Genomic DNA, 22,358 nt, shown 5'->3' with positions numbered 1-22,358 from the left:
GCTCTGCTTCTGATAGCTGGTAGCGCCGGGGTTTTTCAGCCAAATCAGCCTGAAGCGCTTGATGAATAAGCGCTACCAGCTATCAGAAGCAGAGCATTCTCAGGGCCTTGCTTGGCATTTGCAGGCATCGCCCGCCGACACCACGGATGCCCTCAACACCCTGGCCGCCGCGCTGCGCGATGCGGGCCTGTGCGGCCCCTGGCGTGATGAGCAGTTGGCGGTCACCAACCCGGCGGGCGAGGTCATCGGCACCGTGGAGCGCGGGGCGGTGCGCGTGCTGGGCGTGGCTACCCGCGCTGTGCACTTGGTCGGCCTGGCGCCCGACGGACGCATGTGGGTGCAAAAGCGTTCCCTGACCAAACCCAACAACCCTGGGCTGTGGGACACGCTGATGGGTGGCATGGTCTCCGCTGCCGACTCGCTGCCGCAGGCCCTGGCCCGCGAAACCTGGGAAGAGGCCGGTTTGCGGGTGGAGGCATTGGCCGACGTGGCGCACGGGGGCCAGGTGCTGTTCAGCCGCCCCAGCCGCGAGGGCGGTGGCGCGGGCTTCATGGTCGAGCGCATCGACTGGTTCCGCGCCCAGGTGCCTCAGGGCATGGAGCCCGACAACCAGGACGGCGAGGTCGAGCGCTTTGACCTGCTGCCTCTGGAGGTGGTCCGGGAGCGCGTCGCCCAAGGGGCGTTCACGTTGGAAGCCGGGCTGGTGATTGCGGGGTTCCTGGGGGTGTAGTTGCCGGTGCGGCCTGGGCGTGCCCGCTCCCGCTGCTACCGGAGCAGGCTGGCAGGCAGCCCAGGCCCTGCAAGGTGGCCTGCACCGCCTCGTCCAGCGGGGTGTGTGGCTCCTCGCCCAGCACCGCCCGGAGCCGGTCGTTGGTCATGCGCACCGGCTGCTGCCACAGGTAGCGCATCTCGCGCATTTCACGCAAGGTGGTCACGAACGGCGAGGCCAGCGTAACCAGCCACCACGGAAAAGCCTGTACGCGCGGCGCCTGGCCGCCCCGCGCCACCACCACACGGCCAATGGCGGCCGCCATCTGCGTGCCATCGGCATCCCAATGCCCGGCCAGGTGAAAACGGGCAAACGCGGGCAGCTCGGCGCGCCGCTCCAGCAGCAACACCATGGCGCGCGCCACGTCCGGCAAGTACGACCACTGGTGCCCGACGCCGGGCGCGCCTGGCTGCTTTACCGTGGCCACCGGTCGGCCCGGCTGGATGAGGCCCTGCGCAAACCAGCTGTTGCCCGCCTGCGGTCCGAAGAAGTCGCCCGCGCGCACGATGATCACGCGGCATGTCTCCTCCAGCGGGTGTGGCACGGTGGCTTGCTGCAGGCGGCGCTCCAGCTCCACCCGCAGGGCGCCTTTGCGTGTGCGGGGGTGTTGGGGGGCGTCTTCGTGCAGCACCGGGAAGGCGTCAGGCCCGTAGTTGTAGACGGTGCCTGGCAGCACCACCGTGGCCCCGTGCGCCCGGGCCGCTGCAATCGTGTTGTCGATCATTGGCAGCACCAGCTCGCTCCAGCGCCGGTAGCCGGGCGGGTTGACCGCATGCACGATCACCTGGCAGCCCGTGGCGGCGGCCATCACATCGGCGAGGGTCATCGCGTCGCCCCGAACCCAGGTGAACCCGTCGCGCTGTTCTCTGGCCTGCGCTGCGTTGCGGTGAATTGCCACCACCTCCCACCCCCGGTCACGCAGCTGGCGCGCCACCTCGCCGCCAATGCCGCCGGTGGCGCCCAGAACCAGTACCTTGGGGCGGCTGCCCGTGGGGTTGTTGCTCATCTCGATACTCCTTCAAAACCTATGGATGGAGGCAGTGTCTGCGCCAGGGCGATTCAATGGAATTGCTGAAAATGAGTGCTTGGCTATACATTTATGTATGGACCAACCGGATCGCCATGACATTGGCTGGGAGCTGTACCGTTCGTACCTCGGTGTGCTGCGAGAGGGCTCCTTGTCGGGCGCCGCGCGGGCGCTGGGGGTGACACAGCCCACAGTGGGCCGCCACATTGCCGCCCTGGAGCAGGCCCTGGGGCTGGTGCTCTTCACGCGCTCTCAGCAGGGCCTGCTGCCGACCGAGGCCGCGTTGGCCCTGCGCAGCTACGCGGAAGCCATGGGCCACTCTGCGGCGGCCCTGGTGCGCGCGGCTGACAGCCAGGGCGACGGCGTACGCGGCACGGTGCGAGTGAGCGCCAGCGAGGTGATGGGGGTTGAGGTGCTGCCGCCCCTCCTTGCGCAGTTGCAGGCCGAGCACCCCGCGCTGACGGTGGAGCTGGTGCTGAGCAACCGCGTGCACGACCTGCTGCAGCGCGAGGCCGACATCGCCATCCGCATGACCGAACCCCGGCAGGACGCGCTCATCGCCCGCCGCGTGGGCACCATCCCGCTGGGCCTGTATGCCCATCCGCGCTACATCGCCGCCCAGGGCATGCCCGCCACCCTGGCCGAGCTGGCGCAGCACCGCCTGATCGGCTTTGATGCAGAAACCCCTTTTTTGCGTGCGGCCCAAAAGGCCCTGCCTGTGTGGCGGCGAGATCGGTTTGCCGTGCGCAGCGACAGCGATGTGGCGCAGCTGGCCTTTGTCCGCGCAGGCGCCGGCATCGGCATTTGCCAGGAAGCACTGGCCCGGCGCAGCGCCCCCGCACTCGTGCGGGTGCTGCCGCAGCAGCTTCAATACGGGCTGGAGACCTGGGTGGTGATGCATGAGGACCTGCGCACCAGTCCGCGCTGCAGGCGCACGTTTGATGCGCTGGTGGTGGGGCTGGAGCGGTACCTTGTCGAAGGACTAGGCAGCGACGAATCTGCCGACTAGTCCGCTGAATCGGATGGGTGTGGAAGGCGGCGATCTATTGGGCAGCTGAAGATGCCCATGGAAGTACCTTGGGAGCCGTTTTTTCAACGGCCTTTGTTGCTAATAGCCTGCGTGCCATTGCGCTGCACCGCCACCGCCTTCACCAGGTCCCAGGCCGCCTGCGCCACGGGCGAGAGCGCGCGGTGCCTCCGGTGTACCAGCATGATCTCGCGGTCCACGCGCGGCACCAGGGGGCGCACCGCCAGCTGTGTCAGGCCTTCTGGCGGGAGCGCCAGGGTGGGGATCACCGAGATGCCCAGGCCTGCGTCCAGCATGCGGAAGATGGTGGTGGGGTGGCCCACCTCCTGAGCCACCGTGCAGGTCACGCCGTGCTCGGCCAGGGCGCGATCGATCAGGCGGCGGCTGCCGGATTCGTGATCCAGCAGCACCAGCGCTTCGCCCTGCAGGTCGGTCCAGCGCACCTTGCGCTTGCCCGCCAGCCGGTGGTCGGGCGGGCAGGCCAGGCAAAAGGGTTCGGTGAGGATGGTCTCGCAGTGCAGCGCCTCGCGCTCGCTGGGGTCGATGACCACGCCAAAGTCCACCTCGCCCGACAGCACGCTGGCCAGTACTGCGCTCTGGATGCGGTCCAGCAGCACCAGCTCCAGCCCGGGCAGGGTGCGCTGGCAGTCGGCTATGCAGTCGGGCATGAGGTTGGCCGACAGCGTGGGGCTGCTGGCCACACGCACGCGGCCGCGCCGCTCGGTGGCCAGTTCCCGCACGTCCAGCAGCGTGTTCTCCAGCTCCTCCAGCACACGTGGCAGGCGTGCCGACAGGCGCTGGCCCGCATCGGTCAGCGTCACTTCGCGCGTGGTGCGGTTGAGCAGCTTCAGGCCCAGCTGGGCTTCCAGCTCGGTGATGCAGCGGCTCACGGCCGGTTGGGTCAGTCCCACCGCATCGCCGGTGCGGCTGAAGTTGCGGGTGGCGGCCACCGACTGAAACACGTGCAGCTGGCGCAGGGTGATATTCATGCGCTCGAATCATAAATCCATCAGAGAAATCCATTTCTCTTTGGAATCAGGCTGCGGTCCAATGCGTGTCTTGGGGGTTTGTATGCCCCATGTCCCTTTGCATTTTTTGCGCTGCCGCTGCGCTGTCACCCATGGCCCGTTCCCGTTTTCTCCCCGACAACTTCACCCTGGCACTGCTGGGCACCGTCACCCTCGCCAGCGTGTTGCCCGCATCGGGCGTGGCGGCCCAGGCGCTGGAGGGGATCACCGTGGCTGCGGTGGCGCTGCTGTTCTTCTTGCACGGGGCCAAGCTCTCGCGGGATGCCATCGTGGCGGGGCTCTCGCACTGGCGGCTGCACCTGGTGGTCGTGGGCACCACGTTTGTGCTGTTCCCGCTGCTGGGCTGGGCGCTGCGGCCGGTGCTGCTGCCGCTGGTCACGCCTGGGCTTTACACCGGCATCCTGTACCTGTGCGTGCTGCCAGCCACGGTGCAGTCGGCCATTGCGTTCACGGCCATGGCGCGCGGCAACATGCCGGCGGCCATCTGCAGCGCGTCGGCATCGACCCTGCTGGGCATTGTGATCACACCGCTGCTAGTGGGCCTGTTGCTGCCCGAGGCGCAGCAGCAGGCAGGCACTGCGCAGCATGACACGCTGGCTAACATCGGCCGCATCACCTTGCAGTTGCTGGTGCCCTTTGTGGCGGGCCACCTGCTGCGTCCGTGGATTGGCGGTTTTGTGCAGCGCCGTGCGGCAGCGCTCAAGCTGGTGGACCAGGGCTCTATCCTGCTGGTGGTGTTCACCGCCTTCAGCGCAGCGGTTGTCGAGGGGCTGTGGCGGCAGTTGCCAGCGTCTGCACTGCTGGGCCTGGTGGTGGTGTGCGCCGTGCTGCTGACCCTGGCGCTGGTGACCACCACCTGGGTCGCGCGGCGCATGGGGTTCTCCAAGGAGGACGAAATCACCCTGGTGTTCTGCGGCTCCAAGAAGAGCCTGGCCAGCGGTGTGCCCATGGCCAAGGTGCTGTTTGCGTCGCACGCGGTGGGCGCCATCGTGCTGCCCATCATGGTGTTCCACCAGATGCAGCTGATGGTGTGTGCGGTGCTGGCGCAACGCTATGCGCGGCGCAGTGCGTAGATGCTAGTTTGCTATCTTTTATGTAGCTGTAGGCGCATAGGGAATATGCGCCTGCAGCCCAAAAGGCTTCAACTTTGTTCGTTGAGCGCGCGCAGGCGGCTGGGCGCCAGGGCGCCGGCCGATTCCAGAATGGGGTAGGCCACCGAGCACAGCAGCGAGTTGATGCGCTTGAGCTCGCTGATCAGGTCAATGTGCAGTGAGCTGGTCTCAATGCTCTGCACGGTGTTGTCTGACAGGCGTGCCAGGTGGGTGGCCGAATAGGCGTGTTCCAGGTCGCGAAAGCGCGCTTTTTCTTCGAGCAGCTTTTGTGCGTCGCGCACGCTGCCGTTCAAGAACACGCTCATCGCCAGCCGCAGGTTGTCGATCAGGCGGGCGTGCAGCTCGTTGATCTCTTCCATGCCCGCCTCGGAGAACTGGCGGCCCTTCTTGATCTTCTTGTCCTCGATGTCGATCAGCACCCGTTCGATGATGTCGCCGATCTGCTCCATGTTGATGGTGAAGCTGATGATGTCGGCCCAGCGGCGGCCCTCGCGTTCGTCCAGGGCCTCGCGCGAGATCTTGGTCATGTAGTACTTGATGGCCGAGTACAGGCCGTCCACCTCGTCATCGAGCTTGCGCAGGTCTTCTGCCAACTGCAGGTCGTCCGTGCGGATCACCTTGTGCAAGCCCAGCAGCATTGATTCGACCACGTCGGCCTGATGCAGGGCTTCGCGCGCCGCGCACGAGATGGCGAGCGATGGTGTGGCCAGGGCGGAGGGGTCCAGATGCTGGGGACGGGTGCCTGCGGCAGCCTGCGCCTTTTCAACCGGCAGCAGGCGCTGCACAGCCCGCGCCACCGTACCTGTCAGGCCAATGCAGACGATGCCCACCACGATATTGAAGGCCAGGTGGAACAGCACCACCAGGGCGGCGGTTTCGGGCACATAGGGCCGCACATGTTGCAGCCACAGGCCGGTAAGCGGCGTCATGATGAGCACGCCAATGATCTTGAAGAACAGATTGCCCAGTGGCACCTGGCGTGTCTGCACATTGGACTTCATGGTGGTCAACACGGCCAGCACACCGCTGCCCAGATTGGCGCCCAGCACCAGACCCAGCGCCACGTCTGCCGGAATACCGCCCGAGCCCGCCAGCGCTGCTGTGAGCAGCACGGTGGCGAGGCTGGAGTACGCCACGATGGCCAGAATGGCGCCGGTAAAAATCTCCAGCAGCAGATCGCTGGTGAGCGCGCCCAGCAGCGTGCGCACGGTGGGCGACTGGGTGAGCACCGTGGTCGATTCGGTGATGAGGCGCAACGCCAGCAGCATCAGCCCCAGGCCGATCAGCACCCGGCCCACGCGGCCCACGGCGGTGTCCTTGCGCGAGATGAACAGCACCACGCCCACAAAGATGAACAAGGGCGACAGCCACGACAGATCCATGGAGAACACCACGGCCATCACGCTGGTGCCCACGTCGGCGCCCAGCATCACGGCCAGCGCCGCAGGCAGGCCCACCAGGCCCTGGCCCACAAAGGACGACACGATGAGCGCGGTGGCCGTGCTGGACTGCACCACCGCCGTCACGCCAATGCCGGAGAGCACAGCGGTGAAGCGGCTGCTGACGCTGTGCGCAATCAACTGGCGCAGGTTGGCGCCGAATACGCGCAGGATGCCGGTGCGCACCAGGTGGGTGCCCCAGATCAGCAGCGCCACGGCTGCCAGGAGATTGAGAAGATGCTTCATGAAAACCGTTGTTTCTTCTTCTTGTGATGGGCGCAAACCCTGCGATGACCAGACCCAGGGGCCAATGCAAGAACCGCGCACACCGGGCTGTCATAAAACTGACACATAAGCATACTCCTGATTCCATAGCGCTGGAGCAGATGCCCATGTCGGCGCTGGGTGCGTTGCTGCGCACAAACAGCACGGCCCGCATGCAGCGGGCCGTTCAGGGGGAACAAAGCCAGCGTGGCCTCAACGCTCGCGCCGCACCCGCAGCAGCTCGTCCAGGATCAGGCAGGCCGCACCCACCGTGATGGCCGAGTCCGCCAGGTTGAACGACGGGAAGTACCAGCCCGCGTAGTGGAACTGCAAGAAGTCCACCACATAGCCGTGCATGAGCCGGTCCACCACGTTGCCCACTGCGCCACCCAGAATGCTGGACAGCGCAAAGCTGAACAGCTTCTGGCCCGGGTGCGCACGCAGCTGCCACACGATGAAGATCGTGGCCGCCAAGCCGATCCCGGTGAACAGCCAGCGCTGCCAGCCGCCCGCGTCCGACAGGAATGAGAACGCTGCGCCGGTGTTGTGCGCGCGCACGATGTTGAAGAAGCTGGTGATGAACGTGGAGTCGCCCAGCTGGTAGTGGTTGAGGATCAGCGTCTTGGTGATCTGGTCGGCGCCCATCAGAAACACCGCCCATGCCAGCCATGGCCACATGCCCACGCCGGTGCGCCCAGCTTGCCCAGTTTGCGTTGAGCGCGCCATCACGCGTGTGCCCGGCTTTCGCCGTCGCCATAAAGGTTGCTGGTGCAGCGGCCGCAGATGGTGGGATGGGCGGCATCGCTGCCCACATCACTGCGGTAGTGCCAGCAGCGCTCGCACTTCGCGTCGGAGCTGGGCTTAACGCTTATCTGCAAAGCGCTACCAGCTACCAATTCAATAGCGGAGGTGATGAACACGAATTTCAGGTCATCGCCCAGGCTGGCCAGCAGTGCATGGTCCTCGGGCGCAGCCGTCAGCGTGACCGTCGCCTGCAGCGAGGAGCCCACCTGGCCCGCGGCGCGCAGGGCCTCGATCTCCTTGTTGACCGCATCGCGGATCTCGCGGATGCGCGCCCACTTGGCCAACAGGCCTTCGTCGGCACCGGCACCCACGCCCGCCACGTTGCCGTAGGTCTCCAGGAAGATGGAGTCGGAGCTGCCAAACACCTTCCACGCCTCTTCGGCCGTGAACGACAGGAACGGCGCCATCCAGCGCAGCATGGCGTGCGTGATGTTGTAGAGCGCGGTCTGCGCACTGCGGCGGGCCAGGCTCTTGGGCGCCGTGGTGTACAGGCGGTCCTTGAGCACGTCCAGGTAGAAGCCACCCAGGTCTTCCGAGCAGTACAGCTGCAGCTTGGCCACGACGGGGTGGAACTCGTACACCTTGTAGTGCGCCAGCACTTCGGCCTGGAACTCGGACGCGCGCGTGAGCGCGTAGCGGTCGATCTCCAGCATCTGGTCAAACGGCACGGCATCCTTGGCCGGGTCGAAGTCGCTCACGTTGGCCAGCAGGAAGCGCAATGTGTTGCGGATGCGGCGGTAGGCGTCCACCACGCGAGCCAGGATCTTCTCGTCGCCTGCGATGTCGCCAGAGTAGTCGCTGGCAGCCACCCACAGGCGGATGATCTCGGCACCCAGCTTCTTGTTGATCTCTTGCGGGTCGATGCCGTTGCCCAGCGACTTGCTCATCTTGCGGCCCTGGCTGTCCACGGTGAAGCCGTGGGTCAGCAGGCCGCGATACGGCGCACGGCCTTCCAGCGCTGAGGCCAGCAGCAGCGAGCTGTGGAACCAGCCGCGATGCTGGTCATGGCCTTCGAGGTACAGATCGGCCTCGGGGCCTTGGTCGTGGAATTGCGGCGCATGCGTGCCGCGCAGCACGTGGCTGAAGGTGGAGCCGGAGTCAAACCACACTTCCAGGATGTCGGTGCTCTTGGTGTAGTGCGGCGCGTCTTCGGCACCCAGGATCTCTTCGTTCGTCACGCGGCTCCAGGCCTCGATACCACCCTTTTCCACGATGTCGGCGGCCTGGTCCATGATTTCCATGGTGCGCGGGTGCAACTCGCCCGAATCCTTGTGCAGAAAGAACGGGATGGGCACGCCCCAGCTGCGCTGGCGCGAGATGCACCAGTCGGGCCGCCCAGCGATCATGTCGTGCAGGCGGGCCTTGCCGTTCTCGGGGTAGAAGCTGGTGTGCTCGATCGCATCGAGCGCGATCTGGCGCAGCGTCTTGGCGGGCTTCATGCCCGGCTGGGTGAACACGCCTTCGCCTTCGTCCATGCGGATGAACCACTGGGCCGCAGCGCGGTAGATCACCGGCGTCTTGTGGCGCCAGCAGTGCGGGTAGCTGTGTGTGATGTCCTTGGTGGTCATCAGGCGACCTGCGTTGCGCAAGGCTTCGATGATCACAGGCACGGCCTTCCAGATGTGCTGGCCACCGAACAGCGGGAAGTCGGCCGCGTAGGTGCCGTTGCCCTGCACCGGGTTCAGGATCTCATCCAGCGTCATGCCATGCGCGCGGCAGGAGTTGAAGTCTTCCAGCCCGTACGCAGGCGACGAGTGCACGATACCCGTGCCATCGTCGGCCGTGGCGTAGTCGGCCAGGTACACGGGCGACAGGCGGCGGTAGCCAAAGCTGCCGTCTTCGCTGGCCACGTCGTACAGCGGGTGCTCAAACTCCAGCCCGCCCAGGTTCTTGCCCAGGGCGGTGGCCAGCACGCTGCCGGTGAGGCCATAGCGCTCCAGGCACGAGGCCACCAGCGGCTCGGCCACGAGCAGGATGCGTTCGCCTGCGTCCACCAGCGCGTAGGTGATTTCGGGGTTCAGGTTCAGCGCCTGGTTGGCGGGGATGGTCCAGGCGGTGGTGGTCCAGATGACCACAAACGTGTCCTTGGTCAGCGCGGGCAGACCAAAGGCGGAGGCCAGCTTGGCCGGGTCGTGCGACTTGAAGGCCACGTCCAGCGTGGTGCTCTTCTTGTCCTGGTATTCGATCTCGAACTCGGCCAGGGAAGAGCCGCAGTCAAAACACCAGTACACGGGCTTGAGGCCTCGGTACACAAAGCCGCGCTCCATCACGCGCTTGAAGGCGCGGATTTCGCCCGCCTCGTTGGCGGGGTTCATGGTCTTGTAGGGGTTGTCCCATTCGCCCAGCACGCCCAGGCGCTTGAAGTCCACCATCTGCTGCGCGATCTGCTCGGTGGCAAACGCGCGGCTCTTGGCCTGCATGTCGTCGCGGCTGAGGTTGCGGCCGTGTTTCTTCTCGATGGCGTTTTCGATCGGCAGACCATGGCAGTCCCAGCCAGGCACGTACAGCGCGTCAAAGCCTTCCAGCTGGCGCGCCTTGGTGATCATGTCCTTCAGGATCTTGTTGACCGCGTGGCCCATGTGGATCTGGCCGTTGGCGTAGGGCGGGCCGTCATGCAGGATGAACTTGGGTGCGCCCCGGCGAGCGTCGCGCAGGCGCTTGTAGACGCCCTGGTCTTCCCAGTCCTTCACCCAGCCCGGCTCGCGCTTGGGCAGGTCGCCGCGCATGGGGAAGGGGGTGTCGGGCAGGTTCAGCGTGCTGCGGTAGTCCGTGGCGGTGGATGCGGGGGTACTGGCGTTGTCGGACATGAAGGAGCCTTAAAACGGGGCATTCCGGGGCAGGCCCGGAGCAATGCGGGGAAACAGGGGGCGAAACGCGGGAGGTGTAGTGCCTGCAGGGCAGGCGCTGCGCAGGCAGCCCCCTAAATTCGGTCGCGCGTGGTCTGGCGCCGGGTCTCGGTGTGGTTAGGAGCGGCGTGGGCCGATGCAAAGTAGGCGCGCGCATCCGCACAGTCTTTCGCGATACCCGTCGTCAGGGCGTCCAGACTGTCGTACTTCAGTTCGTCGTGCAGTTTGTGCAGTAGTTCCACACGCACGATTTTACCGTACGCCCCTTCGGCACCCAGTTCGGCAGGCCAGTGCAGGCAATGGGTTTCCAGCAGCACGCGGCCGCCGTTCACGTCATTGGGGTCCAGGGAGGGGCGCACGCCCAGGTTGGCCACACCCGGCAAGGGCTCGCCAGCGAGACCATGCACCAGTACGGCAAAGATGCCGCTGGCGGCGGGTTTCCAGTGCGCAAACCGCAGGTTGAGGGTGCGAAAACCGTCACCCGCGCCTTCCGCCGTGGCGCCCAGTTCGCGCCCCAGCTTGCGGCCATGCACCACATGGCCGCTGATGGTGTAGGGCCTCCCCAGCAGGCGTGCGGCCGCCTCCATGTCACCCGCCGCCAGGGCTTGGCGCACGGCGGAACTGGACACGCGCAGGCCGTGCACCTCGTAGCTGTTCATGCGCGCCACGTCGAAGCCCTTGGCTTGCCCGGCCGCGTCCAGCATGGCGTAGTCGCCCGCTCGCTGGCGGCCAAAGCGGAAATCGTCGCCTACCAGCACGTAGCGGGCACCCAGGCCGCGCACCAACACCTCGTCGATGAAGGCCTCGGGCGACTGTGCGGCCAGTCGCGCGTCAAACGGTAACACCACAGTCTGCTGCACACCGCAGCGTGCCAGCTCGGTGAGCTTGTCTCGCAGGGTGCCGATCCGGGCTGGTGCGACTTCCGGCTTGTGGTGTGCACCGGCAAAGTAGTCGCGCGGGTGGGGCTCGAAAGTGAGCACACAGCTCTCCACCCCCCGGTGTGCGGCCTCGCTGTTCAACAGGGCCAACATGGCCTGGTGACCTCGGTGTACGCCATCGAAATTGCCGATGGTCAGCGCACAGGCGTCAGCGATGCCAGGGTGGTGGAATCCGCGAAAGATCTTCATCGGTTTGTTATCTTTTTGATAGCGGTCTGTGCAAGCGCAATAAGCGCAGGACGCCAATTTGTCATGAAAACGGAGTATATTGTGACCCACGGCTGGCCCCGCGCAGGGCTGCCCGCGAGACATCTGCGTTCCGATCCTTGTGTACTTTGTGTTCCAGGAGGCGTGTTTTGAAGGTCTTGAAGCTGTCAGCCCAAGGGCTGCCCCAATCGTGGATTTCGCTGGAGCAGGCGGTCATTCATTACGCCGCCGGGGAAGTGCGCTGGGAGTCTGGTGCCCAGATTGCCCGGTTCCGGGGCGGGCACAACGCCATCTCGGGTGAGCAATCGGTGATCGCTATCAACAGCATCATTGGCACCAAGGGCGTGCCCAGCATCAATCCGTTCGAGCTCAAGCCCAGCCTGACCAACAGCAAGCTCTTTGCCCGCGACCGCAATGTGTGTGCCTACTGCGGCGGGCACTTTCACGAAGAAGACCTGACGCGCGAACACATCGTGCCCTTCGCCCGCAACGGCCAGGACCACTGGATGAACGTGGTCACGGCCTGCCGCCCCTGCAACCACCGCAAGGGCCCCCGAACGCCAGAGCAGGCGCACATGCCGCTGCTGTATGCGCCCTATGTGCCCAGTCTGTGGGAAGACTTCATCTTGCGCAACCGGCGCATCCTGGCCGATCAGATGGAGTTTTTGATGGCGCACGTGCCGAAGTCATCGCGCTTGTTGACGTGACGCTCGGGTCTACACCGTCTGCATGCACGGTGCGGCGGCACCTTGCCAATCGGTCAAGCTGCCTTGTGGGCGGTTACCAGGAACCCGAGGACGGGGGCTTGGTTTTCTTCGCGCAGCACGGTTTCCTCGATCTCGACGGTGGCAAACCCAGCCGATTTGCACACTGCTTCCACGTGGCTGCGCTTGTGCGCATATCGGCCGGTAGGTTGCAAAACCATGTCGGGGCCTTGTTCGGGGGCTGACTCGAACGAGAAGACGATCATGCCGCCCGACGCTAGAACGCGGTGCGCGTTGGGGATGGCTTGCGCCACCTCGCCCGCGTAGATGAATACGTCAAGCGCAGCAATCACTTGATAGAGCGCACCGGGCGTCTCGCGCAGCGCGTCATGCAAATTCACCGTATGGAAGCGGTCGTAGACGTTGTGTCGCGCTGCTTGCTCAATCATCTTCATCGATGGGTCCACACCCACCAGAGCGCCATCCAGGCGACCCAGGCACACCCCCAGCAGCCCCGTACCACAGCCAAGATCGAGGACATTGATCTTTTTGTCAGGGTGTCTCGCCAGGATCTTGTCGCCGACTTGCTTGGGCAATTGGTACTTGAGGCCACGCACAACGTGCAAATCGTAAAACTCAGCCATATTGTCAAAAATAGAACGCGTTAGTTCAGGGGGCTGTTCCCCAGGCGTTTTACCGTCGGCAAGCTGTCCGTAGTACTGGTACACCGCGTCATCCGGTGCCAAGCCCAGCAAAGCGATCGTGTTCTCCCTGGCATCGGTTGGTTTCCCGGCTGCAATGCACGCCTGTACACGGCCTACCAGCGACTGTGGATCCAAAGGCTGTTCCTGCACCAAGCTGTCCCAGATCGCAAGGGACTCCTTGTGCTTGCCTTGCCCACTCAGGTCACGAGCCAGCAAGCGCCGCAGCGCGATATCACCGGGCACCAGCTCAAGGCCTCGCTGCAGGTGGCGGACAGCCATTTCCAAATGACCGGCACGGTGCGCGATATCGATCACACCTGCAAGCACCTGCAGGTTCTTAGGTTCGAGTGCGGCCACCTTTTCAGCGGTCTCTATAGCTTCTGGGAACTGGTTCTGGCGCGCCAGCAGCAACGCCAACTCCAGCAGTCCAGGGCCCCAGTCGGGAGCCAGGGCCACCGATTTGCGCAGCGCGTCAAAAGCACCTTGAACGTTGCCCGCCTTTTCAGCCAGCAGACCGCCTAGCATGAAAACCCGAGGATCCTGAGGCCATTGTGCGTTGGCTTTGTTGAGCGTGAGCGCGGCTTTCTTGAGATCGCCTTGCGCAATCTGCTCGCGGGCCTGGGTCAGGTGCTGAAGGTTGGGGTCTGTCGCTGTTGCGCTCATGGATACTGGAACTTTGAAAATGGACCGCCGGGCGGTGCGCCGGACACAGGAGGCCCGTGTCAACAAGAATTGCGAGGGTCGATTATCCAGGATTCCGCCTACGCAGCTTTCTGGCGACGCGGCTACCCTGGCGCCTCATCTCCCGCTTGGGCTGATGCGTTGCGAGGCCAGCGTCAATGTGAAGCAGGCGCCTTGGCCCTCGCTGGACTGGACGGTGATGTCGCCCCCGTGCAGGCGTGCAATGCGGCGCGCAACCCACAGTCCAAGGCCAAATCCCTTGCTTTGGTCCGTACGGTCGCCTCTCTCAAACTGTTCAAAAATGCGGTTCATCACGTCCAGCGACATTCCAGAGCCTTCGTCGGCCACAGAGATTTCAAGCAGTCCTGTCTCACCTTTTTGCGCCGCAATGAATATTTCTCCAGCGGTCGCATACTTCACAGCGTTGTCCACCAGGTTGGATAGGGCAATGTGCACCAGTGTCGCGTCGCAGACCCATTCCAGAGGCGCTGAGTCGGTAAAAAGCTGCAAGTGGTGGCGCGGCGACCAGTGCACGAGTTGAGCGGCGTGGTGAAGCAAGTCACTGACCTTGACCGGTGATGCCTGCAGCGCGAGGCCGCTGTGATCCAGCCGTTCATTGATCAGACAACTGTCGACCAATGCGGTCAGGCGCCTGGTGGCTCTGCGTATCTGTGCGGCTCGATCTACCTGGGGCTGCAGTTCGGCGGATGGAAAACTCTGCTGCTCTGCTGCAGCGCTATCGATCACGGTCAGAGGTGTTCGGAATTCATGGCTGATCATGTGGAAGAACTGCCGTTGTTCATGTCGCAAGGCTCGCTCGCTTTCAAGCGATGTCGCGAGCGCGACTTGGGCCGCCGAGAGCTCCGTGGTCCGCTGCAGGATGCGTTCCTCCAGCGACTGCTCGGACAGCGCCAGCCGTTCTATGGCCTGGTCCTTGGCTCGCTGGGCTTTTCGATACCGGGTCACCATCCCCACGAACACCGCACTGGCCAGCAGGGCGGTGAACACGATGGCCTCAAGTTGCCAGATCAATGTCGCATCGACGTTCCATTGAATCTGACCCGTCATGAGAATGGCGATCGGCACACCGCACACGCAGTGCAGACCGTATGCCAGGAGCAAAAGCACATGCGGACCGAGGCGGTCTCGCCGCTGTAAGGCCAGCCAGCACAGTGATATTCCTACGATGTCGCTGGCCAGCAGAGAGATCAGATTGACCCACGCCACATCAGGGTAGAAACCTAAAGGCCCACTGAATGCTCCCAGCACATTCACAGCGATGAGGAATGTCAGAAATCTGTCGGTCCACCGGTAGGGCGTATTGCGTGTCAGTTGCTCCTTGATCTGCCACGCCAGCGCTGCGGGTAGCAGAAAGGCTCCTATGCTCACCGCGTTGCTGTCCCAGAAGATGAAGTCCGGTGGAGACCAGAGGCTTGAATAACCCCGCACGTTGAAGACATGAATTGCACTGGCGGTCACCAGGACCGCGAGCGAGAAGAGCGCACGGGTACGGAAAATGACGGTAGCGGCCCAGATGCCGACTAGAAGAGCGGCCATGGCGCCGAAGTAGAGCCCCATGAGGCGCTCTGCGGACGCTACGGTGGTTGCGAGTGCATAGGTGTCGAGAATGTCCGCGTGGAACTGCGTCGCACTGGACGTACGAATTCGGATGAGAGCCACTTGGCCAGGCGTCAAACGGAACAGATGTTGCCGAACGCCCGGTTTGCGATCCGTGGGCACCAGATCGCCGCTGTCCTGCTGATACCACGCACCATCGCTGCCCTTCTGGTACAGGGTCACATAGTCAAGATAGGTCGGTTGTGCGAGCAGCCACAGATCCCCCGGTTCATGTTCGGGGGGGAGGGCAGGCACCTTGAAACGCAGCCAAACGGTATGGCGCAGATACCCACCGTTCAAAGGTGCTTTAAGTCGGGATGTCGCTCGTTCCGCTGGAATGGCGCTGATTGCTTCTGGTTCCAGGTTCCCGCTTTCATCATCCAGTCTGTCCATGGGGATGTCCCAACCCAGCTGCCAACTGGTTTGCGATTCCAGCGCTTGTGCCTGTACGCATAGCAGGCTGCACCAAAGCAGAACACAGAGCCAAAGTGCGGTCAGGGGGAAGGACGTTGTCCGTGAGGGCTTTTGATGCATCGATTCTGTGAATTCTTGAGAGTTCTTGTGCATGGCTGGCGGTTCGATGCGCTGACACAATGTTACGCAAGCTCACTTCCCGATTCGTTCCCATTTTTCTCATGTCTGCTGAACCCATCATTGCTGTCGTAGAAGACGACGAAGACATCCGCAGCAATGTGTGCCGATTTCTGGCGCGTTCTGGCTTTCAGTCTTGGGGCGCGGAGTCCGCAGAGGACTTCTACGTCCGTCTGCTGCAGTCGCGCGTGGATTTGGTGATCATCGACATCGGGTTGCCAGGAGAAGACGGACTCAGCTTGCTCACCCGGTTGGCTTCTCAGGGCGTCCCCACGGTACTCATGACTGCCCGTGCCGATCTCGACAGTCGGATCAGGGGTCTCGATGCCGGCGCATTGCAGTATTTTGTGAAGCCTGTGGACATGCAGGAACTCGTGGCTGGCATCCGTTCCCAGTTACGCAGCAAGCGCTTGCAAGGGGAGATCGACGCGTCGGTTGCTGTTCCCTGGCAACTCGACGCTGCGAATGCGGCCTTGCGCGCGCCCAATCAAATGTTGGTGCCTCTCACCACCCGTGAACTTGAACTCCTGACTTGTCTTTTCAAGACAAAGGGCGTGGTTGTCAGCAAGCAGATCTTGATGCACGCCGTGGGTGGAAGAGGGTTGGAGGACGACTTCCACCGTATCGAGTCGGCGCTCAACCGGTTGCGCCGCAAAACCCTGGAAATCACTGGCACGCCCTTGCCGGTGCGTGCAGTGTTCGGCAAGGGGCTCGTCTTCGTGACATAGCCCTGCCCAAGGGCTTCGCCTGCTGCGCTGGCGCAGCACCGCCCACCCATCCCGCCAGATACCGAATCTCTTTCGATGGCTTGAATGCCAACGAGGGGAGAGGCTTGTCTGCACGCCAGCCGTTGGATGCGAATTTTTCGTGTGAGTCAGCCCGCAGCTATCCGTGGAGCTTTGCGGTTTACCAAGAGGGGAAAGTGTTGAAAACGATCGATAACTGGATGGCACTGCGGACCGTAGTTCTGCGCTGCCTGCGTGGAGTGTTCGCACTCTTTGTTGCGGCGCTGTGTTTTGCATCCACCGCACAGGCGGGGGTGGTTAACGGCAATTTCGAAAGTGGAGATTTCACGGGCTGGACGGTGACCAACTACCGCAACAACGGTATTGCTACGTTTCCTCCCACCCAGAAAAGCCATCTGAATTTGCAGCCCCCGGTCACAGCCCCGGTTACGCAGGTGGTGAGTACGGCATCCGGTACGCCAGCGAGCGCGCCGGACGCACCAGGACAAGCCCTCGCCATCCCGTTTCAGGGCTCATACAGCGCACGGATCAACGCACGGGGCAACAACAACCGTGCCAGCGGAATCCAGCAGTCCGCCCAGATGTTGCTTGCCGATGTGGACCCTGTGGATGGCAAAGTGCACTTGCGCATGGCTGTCGCACCGGTGATCCAGGACGGCGGCCACAGCCCTGAGCAGCAAGCCTATTTCTACGTCGAAGTGCGTAACGTTACCAAGGGCACGCGCCTGTTCTACACATTCAACTTTGCGGCGCAGCCGGGTGTGCCATGGCAGACCCTGGGCGGCTACCAGTACACCGGCTGGCAGGCGATTGACGTTGCTCCTGGGAATGGACTGTTGGATGTAGGCGATACCGTCGAAGTCGAGGTGATCGCAGCAGGTTGCAGCCAGGGTGGTCACTCGGGGGAGGTCTATGTGGATTCGATCGGCCCCTTCTTTGCCGGTTTGCTGGTCACTGCCACTGGCCCCACCACGGCCCAGCCGAGCGACAACGTGACCTACACCTACACCTATAGCAACAACAGCGGGGTAATGGTTTTCAACAGCATAGTCAGCGCTCAGAGCCCGCAAGTGCGGAACGCTGCCAACACTGCCACCGTCGATGCGGTGTTTCAGTCGGTGACAGCACCTGCCGGCGCGACCTGCACGACACCGGCGGTGGGTTCGGCGGGTACGGTGACTTGCGACTTCGGCTCGTTGGTCGACCACCAGAGCGGGACTTTCGAGATCGTATGGGGTGTGCCGGCTGGTGCAAGTACTAGCAGTCCGACCAACTCGCTCAACCATGGCACTTACTCCATGTCGGCCACTGGGGCCAGCACGGTACTGGGCCCCTTGGTGCAGACCCGTGTTGTCAGTGGCGCAACGTTGACGGATTTGGTGGTCAGTGTGAGCGATGGTGCATCGGCCAGCGCTGTGGGCAGCTCCTCCACATACACCGTGGTGGTGAGCAATAACGGGCCGGTTCCTGTGATTGGAGCGACATTGACTCAGCCGACTGTGACGGGTCTCACGGTGGGCAACTGGACATGCAGCGGCACAGGGGGGGGATCGTGTCAGGGCGGAGCGCCTGCTGCGGGCGCGCTGACCGGAGGCGGCGTGCTGCTGGACATCCCGGTAGGGGGGAGTGTCACGCTCACCTTCGGTGCGACCGTGACTGGGCCGACTTCGGCATCCACGGTCTTCAACATTGGAACTCCCGCAGGCATCACCGACAGCAACACCGCCAACAATACTGCTGGCGACACCAACTCGGTAGCCGCAACGCTGCATGACCTGAGCCTGACCAAGTCGGGTGCGGGCAGTGGCACGGTGGTCAGTGTGCCTGCCGGCATGAACTGCGGTGCCTCATGCACGCTCCCAGTGGCAGACGGTGGCCAGGCCATACTCACGGCCACGGCGGCATCGGGAAGCATTTTCACCGGCTGGTCGGGCGCATGCACGGGCACCACCAACCCATGTACCGTGCCCGCCATGACTGCGGACGCCGCAGCAGTCGCCAATTTTGCGCTGTCCGCTACCGTCACCATGACGTCTGGAGCCGGAGGAACTGTGACTCCCGCCAGCTCACGCACGGTGCCAGTAGGCGGGACTGTGACCTACACGCTCACCCCCAACGCAGGCAACGTCGCCAGCGCCAGTGGATCCTGCATTGGCGTGCTGACCGGCAACACCTACACCGTCAACCCAGTGACGGCCGATTGCAATGTGGCTTTCAGCTTTGCACCGCTGACCGTGACGGCAACCGCAGGCGCCAACGGCACTGTCACGCCACTGGGGGTGACCAATGTCGCCGCCCCCGGTAACACCGTGGTCTACACAGTAACTCCCGACCCTGGTTTTGTGGCGCGTATCGCAACCAGTGGCGGAGCGTGCGGGGGCACCCTGGTTGGCAATACCTATACGACGAACCCGGTCAACGCGTCTTGTACGGTGAGCGTGACGTTTGTGGCGATCGCCGTTCCAGCATCCATTCCAACTTTGTCTGAATGGGGGCTATTGATATTGTCAGCATTGATGGCTGCGTTCTTCATCTACTTCCACCGCCGACAGGCGCGCTGAGCCTGTCAGGAAGCGTGAAGCTTGGGGCTGGAGTGTTCCGTCAAGCGCGGCCAGCCCCTTTTTACTGGAGATTTTTGATGAGACAGATTGCGCATGTCGCACGCTGGTCGTGCCTTGCTGGCCTGGGCGTGTGGATGGGTGTTGTCGCTATCCAATCTGCAAATGCGCAGCAGATGCCGGCGCGAAAGTCGGGGCTCTGGGAGGTCATCGTTCGCAGTGGCGGCAACCCGACTGCGAGCGAGCAGAAGGTCCTGCAATGCACTGATCGCCAAGCGGAGCCAATCATGTTGCTTGCGATCGTGCCTGGTCAGGAACACTGCCACAACGTGACGGCGAAGAAAAATGCACTGGGCAGTGAGGTTCGCACCGTTTGCTACGTGCACGACAACCGCGTGGATGCCACGGTGCAGCTGTCTGGCGACCTTCAAACCGCCTACCGTGGCGTCTTTGAGGTCACTTATTCCAAACCTGTGCGTTTCGCTCCAGGGCGTACCGAGTTCGAGGGCCGCTGGTTGGGTGCGTGTGGCGCAACGCAGCGGGCAGGGGACATGGTGCTGCCAAATGGAGCGACTGTGAACGTCGTGGAAGACCGCAAGCGCGCGGAAAGCCACGGACATGCAGGGCACTCGCACTGACGAGCCTGTGCCCTCAAATTAATGCGTCGCCTTGACGCAGGCGACGGAATATCGGCCAACTACTGGTTGACTTCCAGCATGACGACGTGGCCTTGCGCGGCAGGCCATGTTTGCCCCACGACGCGCTCGCCATTGAATTCGGCGGCAATACTCCGTACGCCCCCCGCAGGCTTGACCTTGGCGGATGCCACGCCGGCGCCAGCGGGCACGCCCGCAGGCACTGCACCATCCAGCAGCATCTTGTCGCGCGCCGGGTCCAGGTAGCCGCGCGGGCGGGTCAAGGTCACAACGCTCTCGGCGCCCTTGTCGGCATCGGCCATGCGTTCTGCGCGCAGATGGATGAGGTCACTACTGCGCGGAAAGCCGCTGCGGTAGATGTGGGTGGTGGCATATCCAGGCGCGGTGATCACGAACTCGATGGGTGCGCCGGGTGCAACCACCAACGGACCCCATTGGCCATCTGCACCCACTGTCTTTCGCAGCAGCGGGTTGCCCGTGCGAGCACCAGTGGCGGAGTCGGTGGCGTACACCTCCAGCTGGGCACCCGCCAGGGGCAGGTTGTTGCTGAAGTTGCCGGTCTTGGGGTCGGCAGAGTCCACCCCCAAGCCCGTGACTTTGCCGTTGATCACTACGGGTTTCTCCGCGGCGATCTCGGTGCGTGCGGGGGGCTTGCCGGTGATGAAGCGGTAGGTGGCTTCAAACGCAACGGGAGAGTACGAAGTCTCGCGGTGGTCGATGCGCGGAATCACCACGTTGGTGGCACCCTTGAGTTCGGGGCCGGTGGCGGTCACGTTGGTGGGCGTGCCTTTCTGGCCGATCCACAGGCCGTCGGGCTGGGCGAACTTGTCGTTGTTGTCCGAGCGGATGGTCAGCCATTTCACCGGGCCGCTCACTTCGTCGCCCGCAGCGTTCTTGGGGGCATTCAGCGCTTTGAGGAAGGGGCCTGTGCCCGAGAACTCGTTGCCTTCTCGGAACCCCGGTATCGCCCACACGCCGTGGTTGGGTGTGCCGCCGAGGATCGCGTGGCTCACCGTCTTGTCGCCGTCCCCGTTGTAGATGTAGTTGCGGATGGCATTGCCGCCGCGCGAGTTGCCGACCAGCACGACCTGGCGGGCGCCTGTGGCTTTGAGCACCTTGTCCACTTCGGCCTTGAGGTAGGCCATGTGCTCGGCGGCCGAGGTGCGGCCCAGCTGGGGCTTGGCGTCCTCATCGCGCGACAGGGGGTAGGGCACGTCGATGGCGTGCAGGCGCTCGCGGGGCCAGCCGTTGGACTCGAACCGCCAGACGGTGGTCTGCCACAGCGCGGCGGTGTCGCCGTTGCCATGCACAAAGACGATGGGCGGTGCTTCTGCCAGGCTGGGGCTCTGGGTGGCGCAGCCTGCCAGCGCCAGGCCGGCGGCCGCAGCGGCTGCCAGCAAGAGGGATCGGCGTGGCAACAGGAATGCGTGATTCATGGGGGAGTCTCCAAAAAGAAAAAATGCCCGTGGACTGGGGAATCCACGAGCATCGTTTGCGGGTGTTACGCGCCTGCGTCAGTTCACATCAGGCAAACACGCCCGCCGTGTCTTGCATGCGGGCGGACACTTCGCCCAGATGGTGCAGCGTGTCGCCAAAAGTCACTTCCAGCTGCGTGAGCTTCTTGAAGTAGTGGCTCACGATGTATTCGTCCGTCACGCCAATGCCACCGTGCAGTTGCACCGCTTGCTGGCCGACAAAGCGCATCGACTGGCCCAGCTGCACCTTGGCGCGGGCCATGGCGGCACGGCGTTCGGCGGCGGGGGCGCCCAGCTTCAGGCTGGCGTAGTAGCTCATCGAGCGGGCCAGCTCCAGCTGCATCTTCATGTCGGCCACGCGGTGGCGCAGCGCCTGGAAGCTGGCAATGAACACGCCAAACTGCTTGCGCTGGTTCATGTATTCGACGGTGATGGCCACAGTCTTGTCCATCACGCCCACGGCTTCGGCGCAGGCGGCGGCAATGCCGGTGTCCACGGCCAGTTCCAGCGCGGCCAGGCCGTCGGTGGTGATGAGCGTGGCGGGGGCGTTGGCCAGCTGCACCTCGGCGGCGCGGCTGCCGTCTTGCGTGACGTAGCCCTGCGTGGTCACGCCGCTGGCCGTGCGCTCGACCAGGAAGAGGGCGATCTTGCCGTCGAGTTGCGCAGGCACGATGAAGGCGTCGGCCTTGTCGCCAGTGGGTACTACGCTTTTGATAGCTGTAACCGCATATCCTGATTGCGCTTTGGCCGCTTTTGCATCGCAAACGTCCAGGCGGTAGCGCGCTTTGCGCTCCTGCTGGGCCAGCACCACCAGGGCTTCGCCGCTGGCCACGCGGGGCAGCCAGGCGCCTTGTACGTCGGCCGGTGCGTAGTGCGACAGCACACTGCTGGCAATGAAGGCTTGGGCAATCGGCTCCAGCACAATGCCGCGGCCCAGTTCTTCGGCCACGACCATCGCATCGATGGCGCCCTGGCCCATGCCGTCGTGCGCTTCGGGCACGGTGAGGGCGGTCAGGCCCAGCTCGGCCAGTTCGCCCCAGGCGGCGCGGTCAAAACCGCCTGCGGCCACGGCAGCGCGGCGGCGCTCGAACGTGTAGCCCTTGTCCACCCACTTGCGCACGGCGTCGCGCAGTTGCTCCTGGTCGTCAGAAAAATCGAAATCCAT

Annotated in this window: 16 protein-coding genes and 1 pseudogene; 7 read left to right on the top strand and 10 right to left on the bottom strand. The window is 63.8% G+C overall.

Annotation, left to right across the window (positions count from 1 at the left end; all coding sequences use genetic code 11):
- Window positions 1-19 precede the first annotated feature (19 nt).
- Window positions 20-730 (top strand): annotated as a pseudogene (locus AC07X4_RS06590) (NUDIX hydrolase); the annotation flags it as partial.
- On the opposite strand, the gene AC07X4_RS06585 reads toward AC07X4_RS06590, so the two are convergent.
- On the bottom strand, window positions 684-1,775 hold the full coding sequence (locus AC07X4_RS06585) for an SDR family oxidoreductase (protein WP_288853144.1): 1,092 nt from the start codon (window positions 1,773-1,775) through the stop codon (window positions 684-686). The pseudogene AC07X4_RS06590 and the gene AC07X4_RS06585 sit on opposite strands and share 47 nt — an antisense overlap.
- Window positions 1,776-1,872: 97 nt before the next feature.
- Between AC07X4_RS06585 and AC07X4_RS06580 the strand changes: the two genes are divergently transcribed.
- Window positions 1,873-2,805 (top strand): LysR family transcriptional regulator, encoded by a 933-nt coding sequence (locus AC07X4_RS06580; RefSeq protein WP_494739597.1) that lies wholly within the window; start codon window positions 1,873-1,875, stop codon window positions 2,803-2,805.
- 83 nt (window positions 2,806-2,888) lie between these two features.
- Here the strand turns inward: AC07X4_RS06580 and AC07X4_RS06575 are convergent, their stop codons facing one another.
- Complete coding sequence (locus tag AC07X4_RS06575) at window positions 2,889-3,812, bottom strand: LysR family transcriptional regulator (protein WP_436078089.1); 924 nt, start codon at window positions 3,810-3,812, stop codon at window positions 2,889-2,891.
- Between the two features lie 131 nt (window positions 3,813-3,943).
- On the opposite strand from AC07X4_RS06575, the gene AC07X4_RS06570 reads away from it, so the two are divergent.
- Window positions 3,944-4,924 (top strand): bile acid:sodium symporter family protein, encoded by a 981-nt coding sequence (locus tag AC07X4_RS06570; RefSeq protein WP_056062101.1) that lies wholly within the window; start codon window positions 3,944-3,946, stop codon window positions 4,922-4,924.
- Window positions 4,925-4,992: 68 nt separating this feature from the next.
- Here the strand turns inward: AC07X4_RS06570 and AC07X4_RS06565 are convergent, their stop codons facing one another.
- From AC07X4_RS06565 to AC07X4_RS06550, 4 genes are all read right to left on the bottom strand, one after another.
- Window positions 4,993-6,648 (bottom strand): Na/Pi cotransporter family protein, encoded by a 1,656-nt coding sequence (locus tag AC07X4_RS06565; RefSeq protein WP_056747467.1) that lies wholly within the window; start codon window positions 6,646-6,648, stop codon window positions 4,993-4,995.
- 231 nt (window positions 6,649-6,879) lie between these two features.
- Window positions 6,880-7,392: a signal peptidase II gene (lspA, locus tag AC07X4_RS06560; protein ID WP_494739596.1), complete on the bottom strand. Its 513-nt coding sequence runs from the start codon at window positions 7,390-7,392 to the stop codon at window positions 6,880-6,882.
- The gene (ileS, locus tag AC07X4_RS06555) at window positions 7,392-10,277 is read right to left on the bottom strand and encodes an isoleucine--tRNA ligase (protein ID WP_494739595.1); all 2,886 of its coding nucleotides are present in this window, start codon (window positions 10,275-10,277) and stop codon (window positions 7,392-7,394) included. The genes lspA and ileS overlap by 1 nt, the downstream gene beginning before the upstream one ends.
- A 113-nt stretch (window positions 10,278-10,390) precedes the next feature.
- On the bottom strand, window positions 10,391-11,443 hold the full coding sequence (locus AC07X4_RS06550; protein ID WP_494739594.1) for a bifunctional riboflavin kinase/FAD synthetase: 1,053 nt from the start codon (window positions 11,441-11,443) through the stop codon (window positions 10,391-10,393).
- Window positions 11,444-11,610: 167 nt separating this feature from the next.
- On the opposite strand from AC07X4_RS06550, the gene AC07X4_RS06545 reads away from it, so the two are divergent.
- Entirely contained in the window at window positions 11,611-12,168 is a 558-nt protein-coding gene (locus tag AC07X4_RS06545; protein ID WP_056060991.1) for an HNH endonuclease, read from the top strand.
- Between the two features lie 53 nt (window positions 12,169-12,221).
- Here the strand turns inward: AC07X4_RS06545 and AC07X4_RS06540 are convergent, their stop codons facing one another.
- Window positions 12,222-13,532: a tetratricopeptide repeat protein gene (locus tag AC07X4_RS06540; RefSeq protein ID WP_494739593.1), complete on the bottom strand. Its 1,311-nt coding sequence runs from the start codon at window positions 13,530-13,532 to the stop codon at window positions 12,222-12,224.
- Window positions 13,533-13,667: 135 nt separating this feature from the next.
- Entirely contained in the window at window positions 13,668-15,560 is a 1,893-nt protein-coding gene (locus AC07X4_RS06535; RefSeq protein WP_494739592.1) for a sensor histidine kinase, read from the bottom strand.
- Window positions 15,561-15,802: 242 nt separating this feature from the next.
- Here AC07X4_RS06535 and AC07X4_RS06530 point away from each other — a divergent pair, with 242 nt between their 5' ends.
- The 3 genes from AC07X4_RS06530 (at window position 15,803) to AC07X4_RS06520 (ending at window position 19,700) form a co-directional block, all read left to right on the top strand.
- Complete coding sequence (locus AC07X4_RS06530; protein ID WP_395455901.1) at window positions 15,803-16,486, top strand: response regulator transcription factor; 684 nt, start codon at window positions 15,803-15,805, stop codon at window positions 16,484-16,486.
- 80 nt (window positions 16,487-16,566) lie between these two features.
- The gene (locus AC07X4_RS06525) at window positions 16,567-19,065 is read left to right on the top strand and encodes an IPTL-CTERM sorting domain-containing protein (RefSeq protein ID WP_494739591.1); all 2,499 of its coding nucleotides are present in this window, start codon (window positions 16,567-16,569) and stop codon (window positions 19,063-19,065) included.
- Window positions 19,066-19,142: 77 nt separating this feature from the next.
- Complete coding sequence (locus tag AC07X4_RS06520) at window positions 19,143-19,700, top strand: DUF3617 domain-containing protein (protein WP_440596182.1); 558 nt, start codon at window positions 19,143-19,145, stop codon at window positions 19,698-19,700.
- A 59-nt stretch (window positions 19,701-19,759) separates the two neighbouring features.
- Here the strand turns inward: AC07X4_RS06520 and AC07X4_RS06515 are convergent, their stop codons facing one another.
- Together AC07X4_RS06515 and AC07X4_RS06510 are read right to left on the bottom strand one after the other, a co-directional pair.
- Window positions 19,760-21,154, bottom strand: coding sequence for an alpha/beta fold hydrolase (locus tag AC07X4_RS06515; RefSeq protein WP_494739590.1), 1,395 nt, complete (start codon window positions 21,152-21,154; stop codon window positions 19,760-19,762).
- Between the two features lie 88 nt (window positions 21,155-21,242).
- Window positions 21,243-22,358, bottom strand: a complete 1,116-nt coding sequence (locus AC07X4_RS06510; protein ID WP_056061011.1) for an acyl-CoA dehydrogenase family protein — start codon at window positions 22,356-22,358, stop codon at window positions 21,243-21,245.

The sequence above is a fragment of the Acidovorax sp. GW460-11-11-14-LB4 genome, assembly GCF_059423685.1.
Note: the sequence above shows the minus strand (reverse complement) of the source record. Positions and strands in the feature narration are given on the sequence as shown.

Bases quoted from the DNA above. Each gene is read 5' to 3' on its own strand.
- AC07X4_RS06585 (WP_288853144.1), bottom strand. From the start codon at position 1,775: ATGAGCAACAACCCCACGGGCAGCCGCCCCAAGGTACTGGTTCTGGGC.
- AC07X4_RS06580 (WP_494739597.1), top strand. From the start codon at position 1,873: ATGGACCAACCGGATCGCCATGACATTGGCTGGGAGCTGTACCGTTCG.
- AC07X4_RS06575 (WP_436078089.1), bottom strand. From the start codon at position 3,812: ATGAATATCACCCTGCGCCAGCTGCACGTGTTTCAGTCGGTGGCCGCC.
- AC07X4_RS06570 (WP_056062101.1), top strand. From the start codon at position 3,944: ATGGCCCGTTCCCGTTTTCTCCCCGACAACTTCACCCTGGCACTGCTG.
- AC07X4_RS06565 (WP_056747467.1), bottom strand. From the start codon at position 6,648: ATGAAGCATCTTCTCAATCTCCTGGCAGCCGTGGCGCTGCTGATCTGG.
- lspA (WP_494739596.1), bottom strand. From the start codon at position 7,392: ATGGCGCGCTCAACGCAAACTGGGCAAGCTGGGCGCACCGGCGTGGGC.
- ileS (WP_494739595.1), bottom strand. From the start codon at position 10,277: ATGTCCGACAACGCCAGTACCCCCGCATCCACCGCCACGGACTACCGC.
- AC07X4_RS06550 (WP_494739594.1), bottom strand. From the start codon at position 11,443: ATGAAGATCTTTCGCGGATTCCACCACCCTGGCATCGCTGACGCCTGT.
- AC07X4_RS06540 (WP_494739593.1), bottom strand. From the start codon at position 13,532: ATGAGCGCAACAGCGACAGACCCCAACCTTCAGCACCTGACCCAGGCC.
- AC07X4_RS06535 (WP_494739592.1), bottom strand. From the start codon at position 15,560: ATGGACAGACTGGATGATGAAAGCGGGAACCTGGAACCAGAAGCAATC.
- AC07X4_RS06530 (WP_395455901.1), top strand. From the start codon at position 15,803: ATGTCTGCTGAACCCATCATTGCTGTCGTAGAAGACGACGAAGACATC.
- AC07X4_RS06520 (WP_440596182.1), top strand. From the start codon at position 19,143: ATGAGACAGATTGCGCATGTCGCACGCTGGTCGTGCCTTGCTGGCCTG.
- AC07X4_RS06515 (WP_494739590.1), bottom strand. From the start codon at position 21,154: ATGAATCACGCATTCCTGTTGCCACGCCGATCCCTCTTGCTGGCAGCC.
- AC07X4_RS06510 (WP_056061011.1), bottom strand. From the start codon at position 22,358: ATGGATTTCGATTTTTCTGACGACCAGGAGCAACTGCGCGACGCCGTG.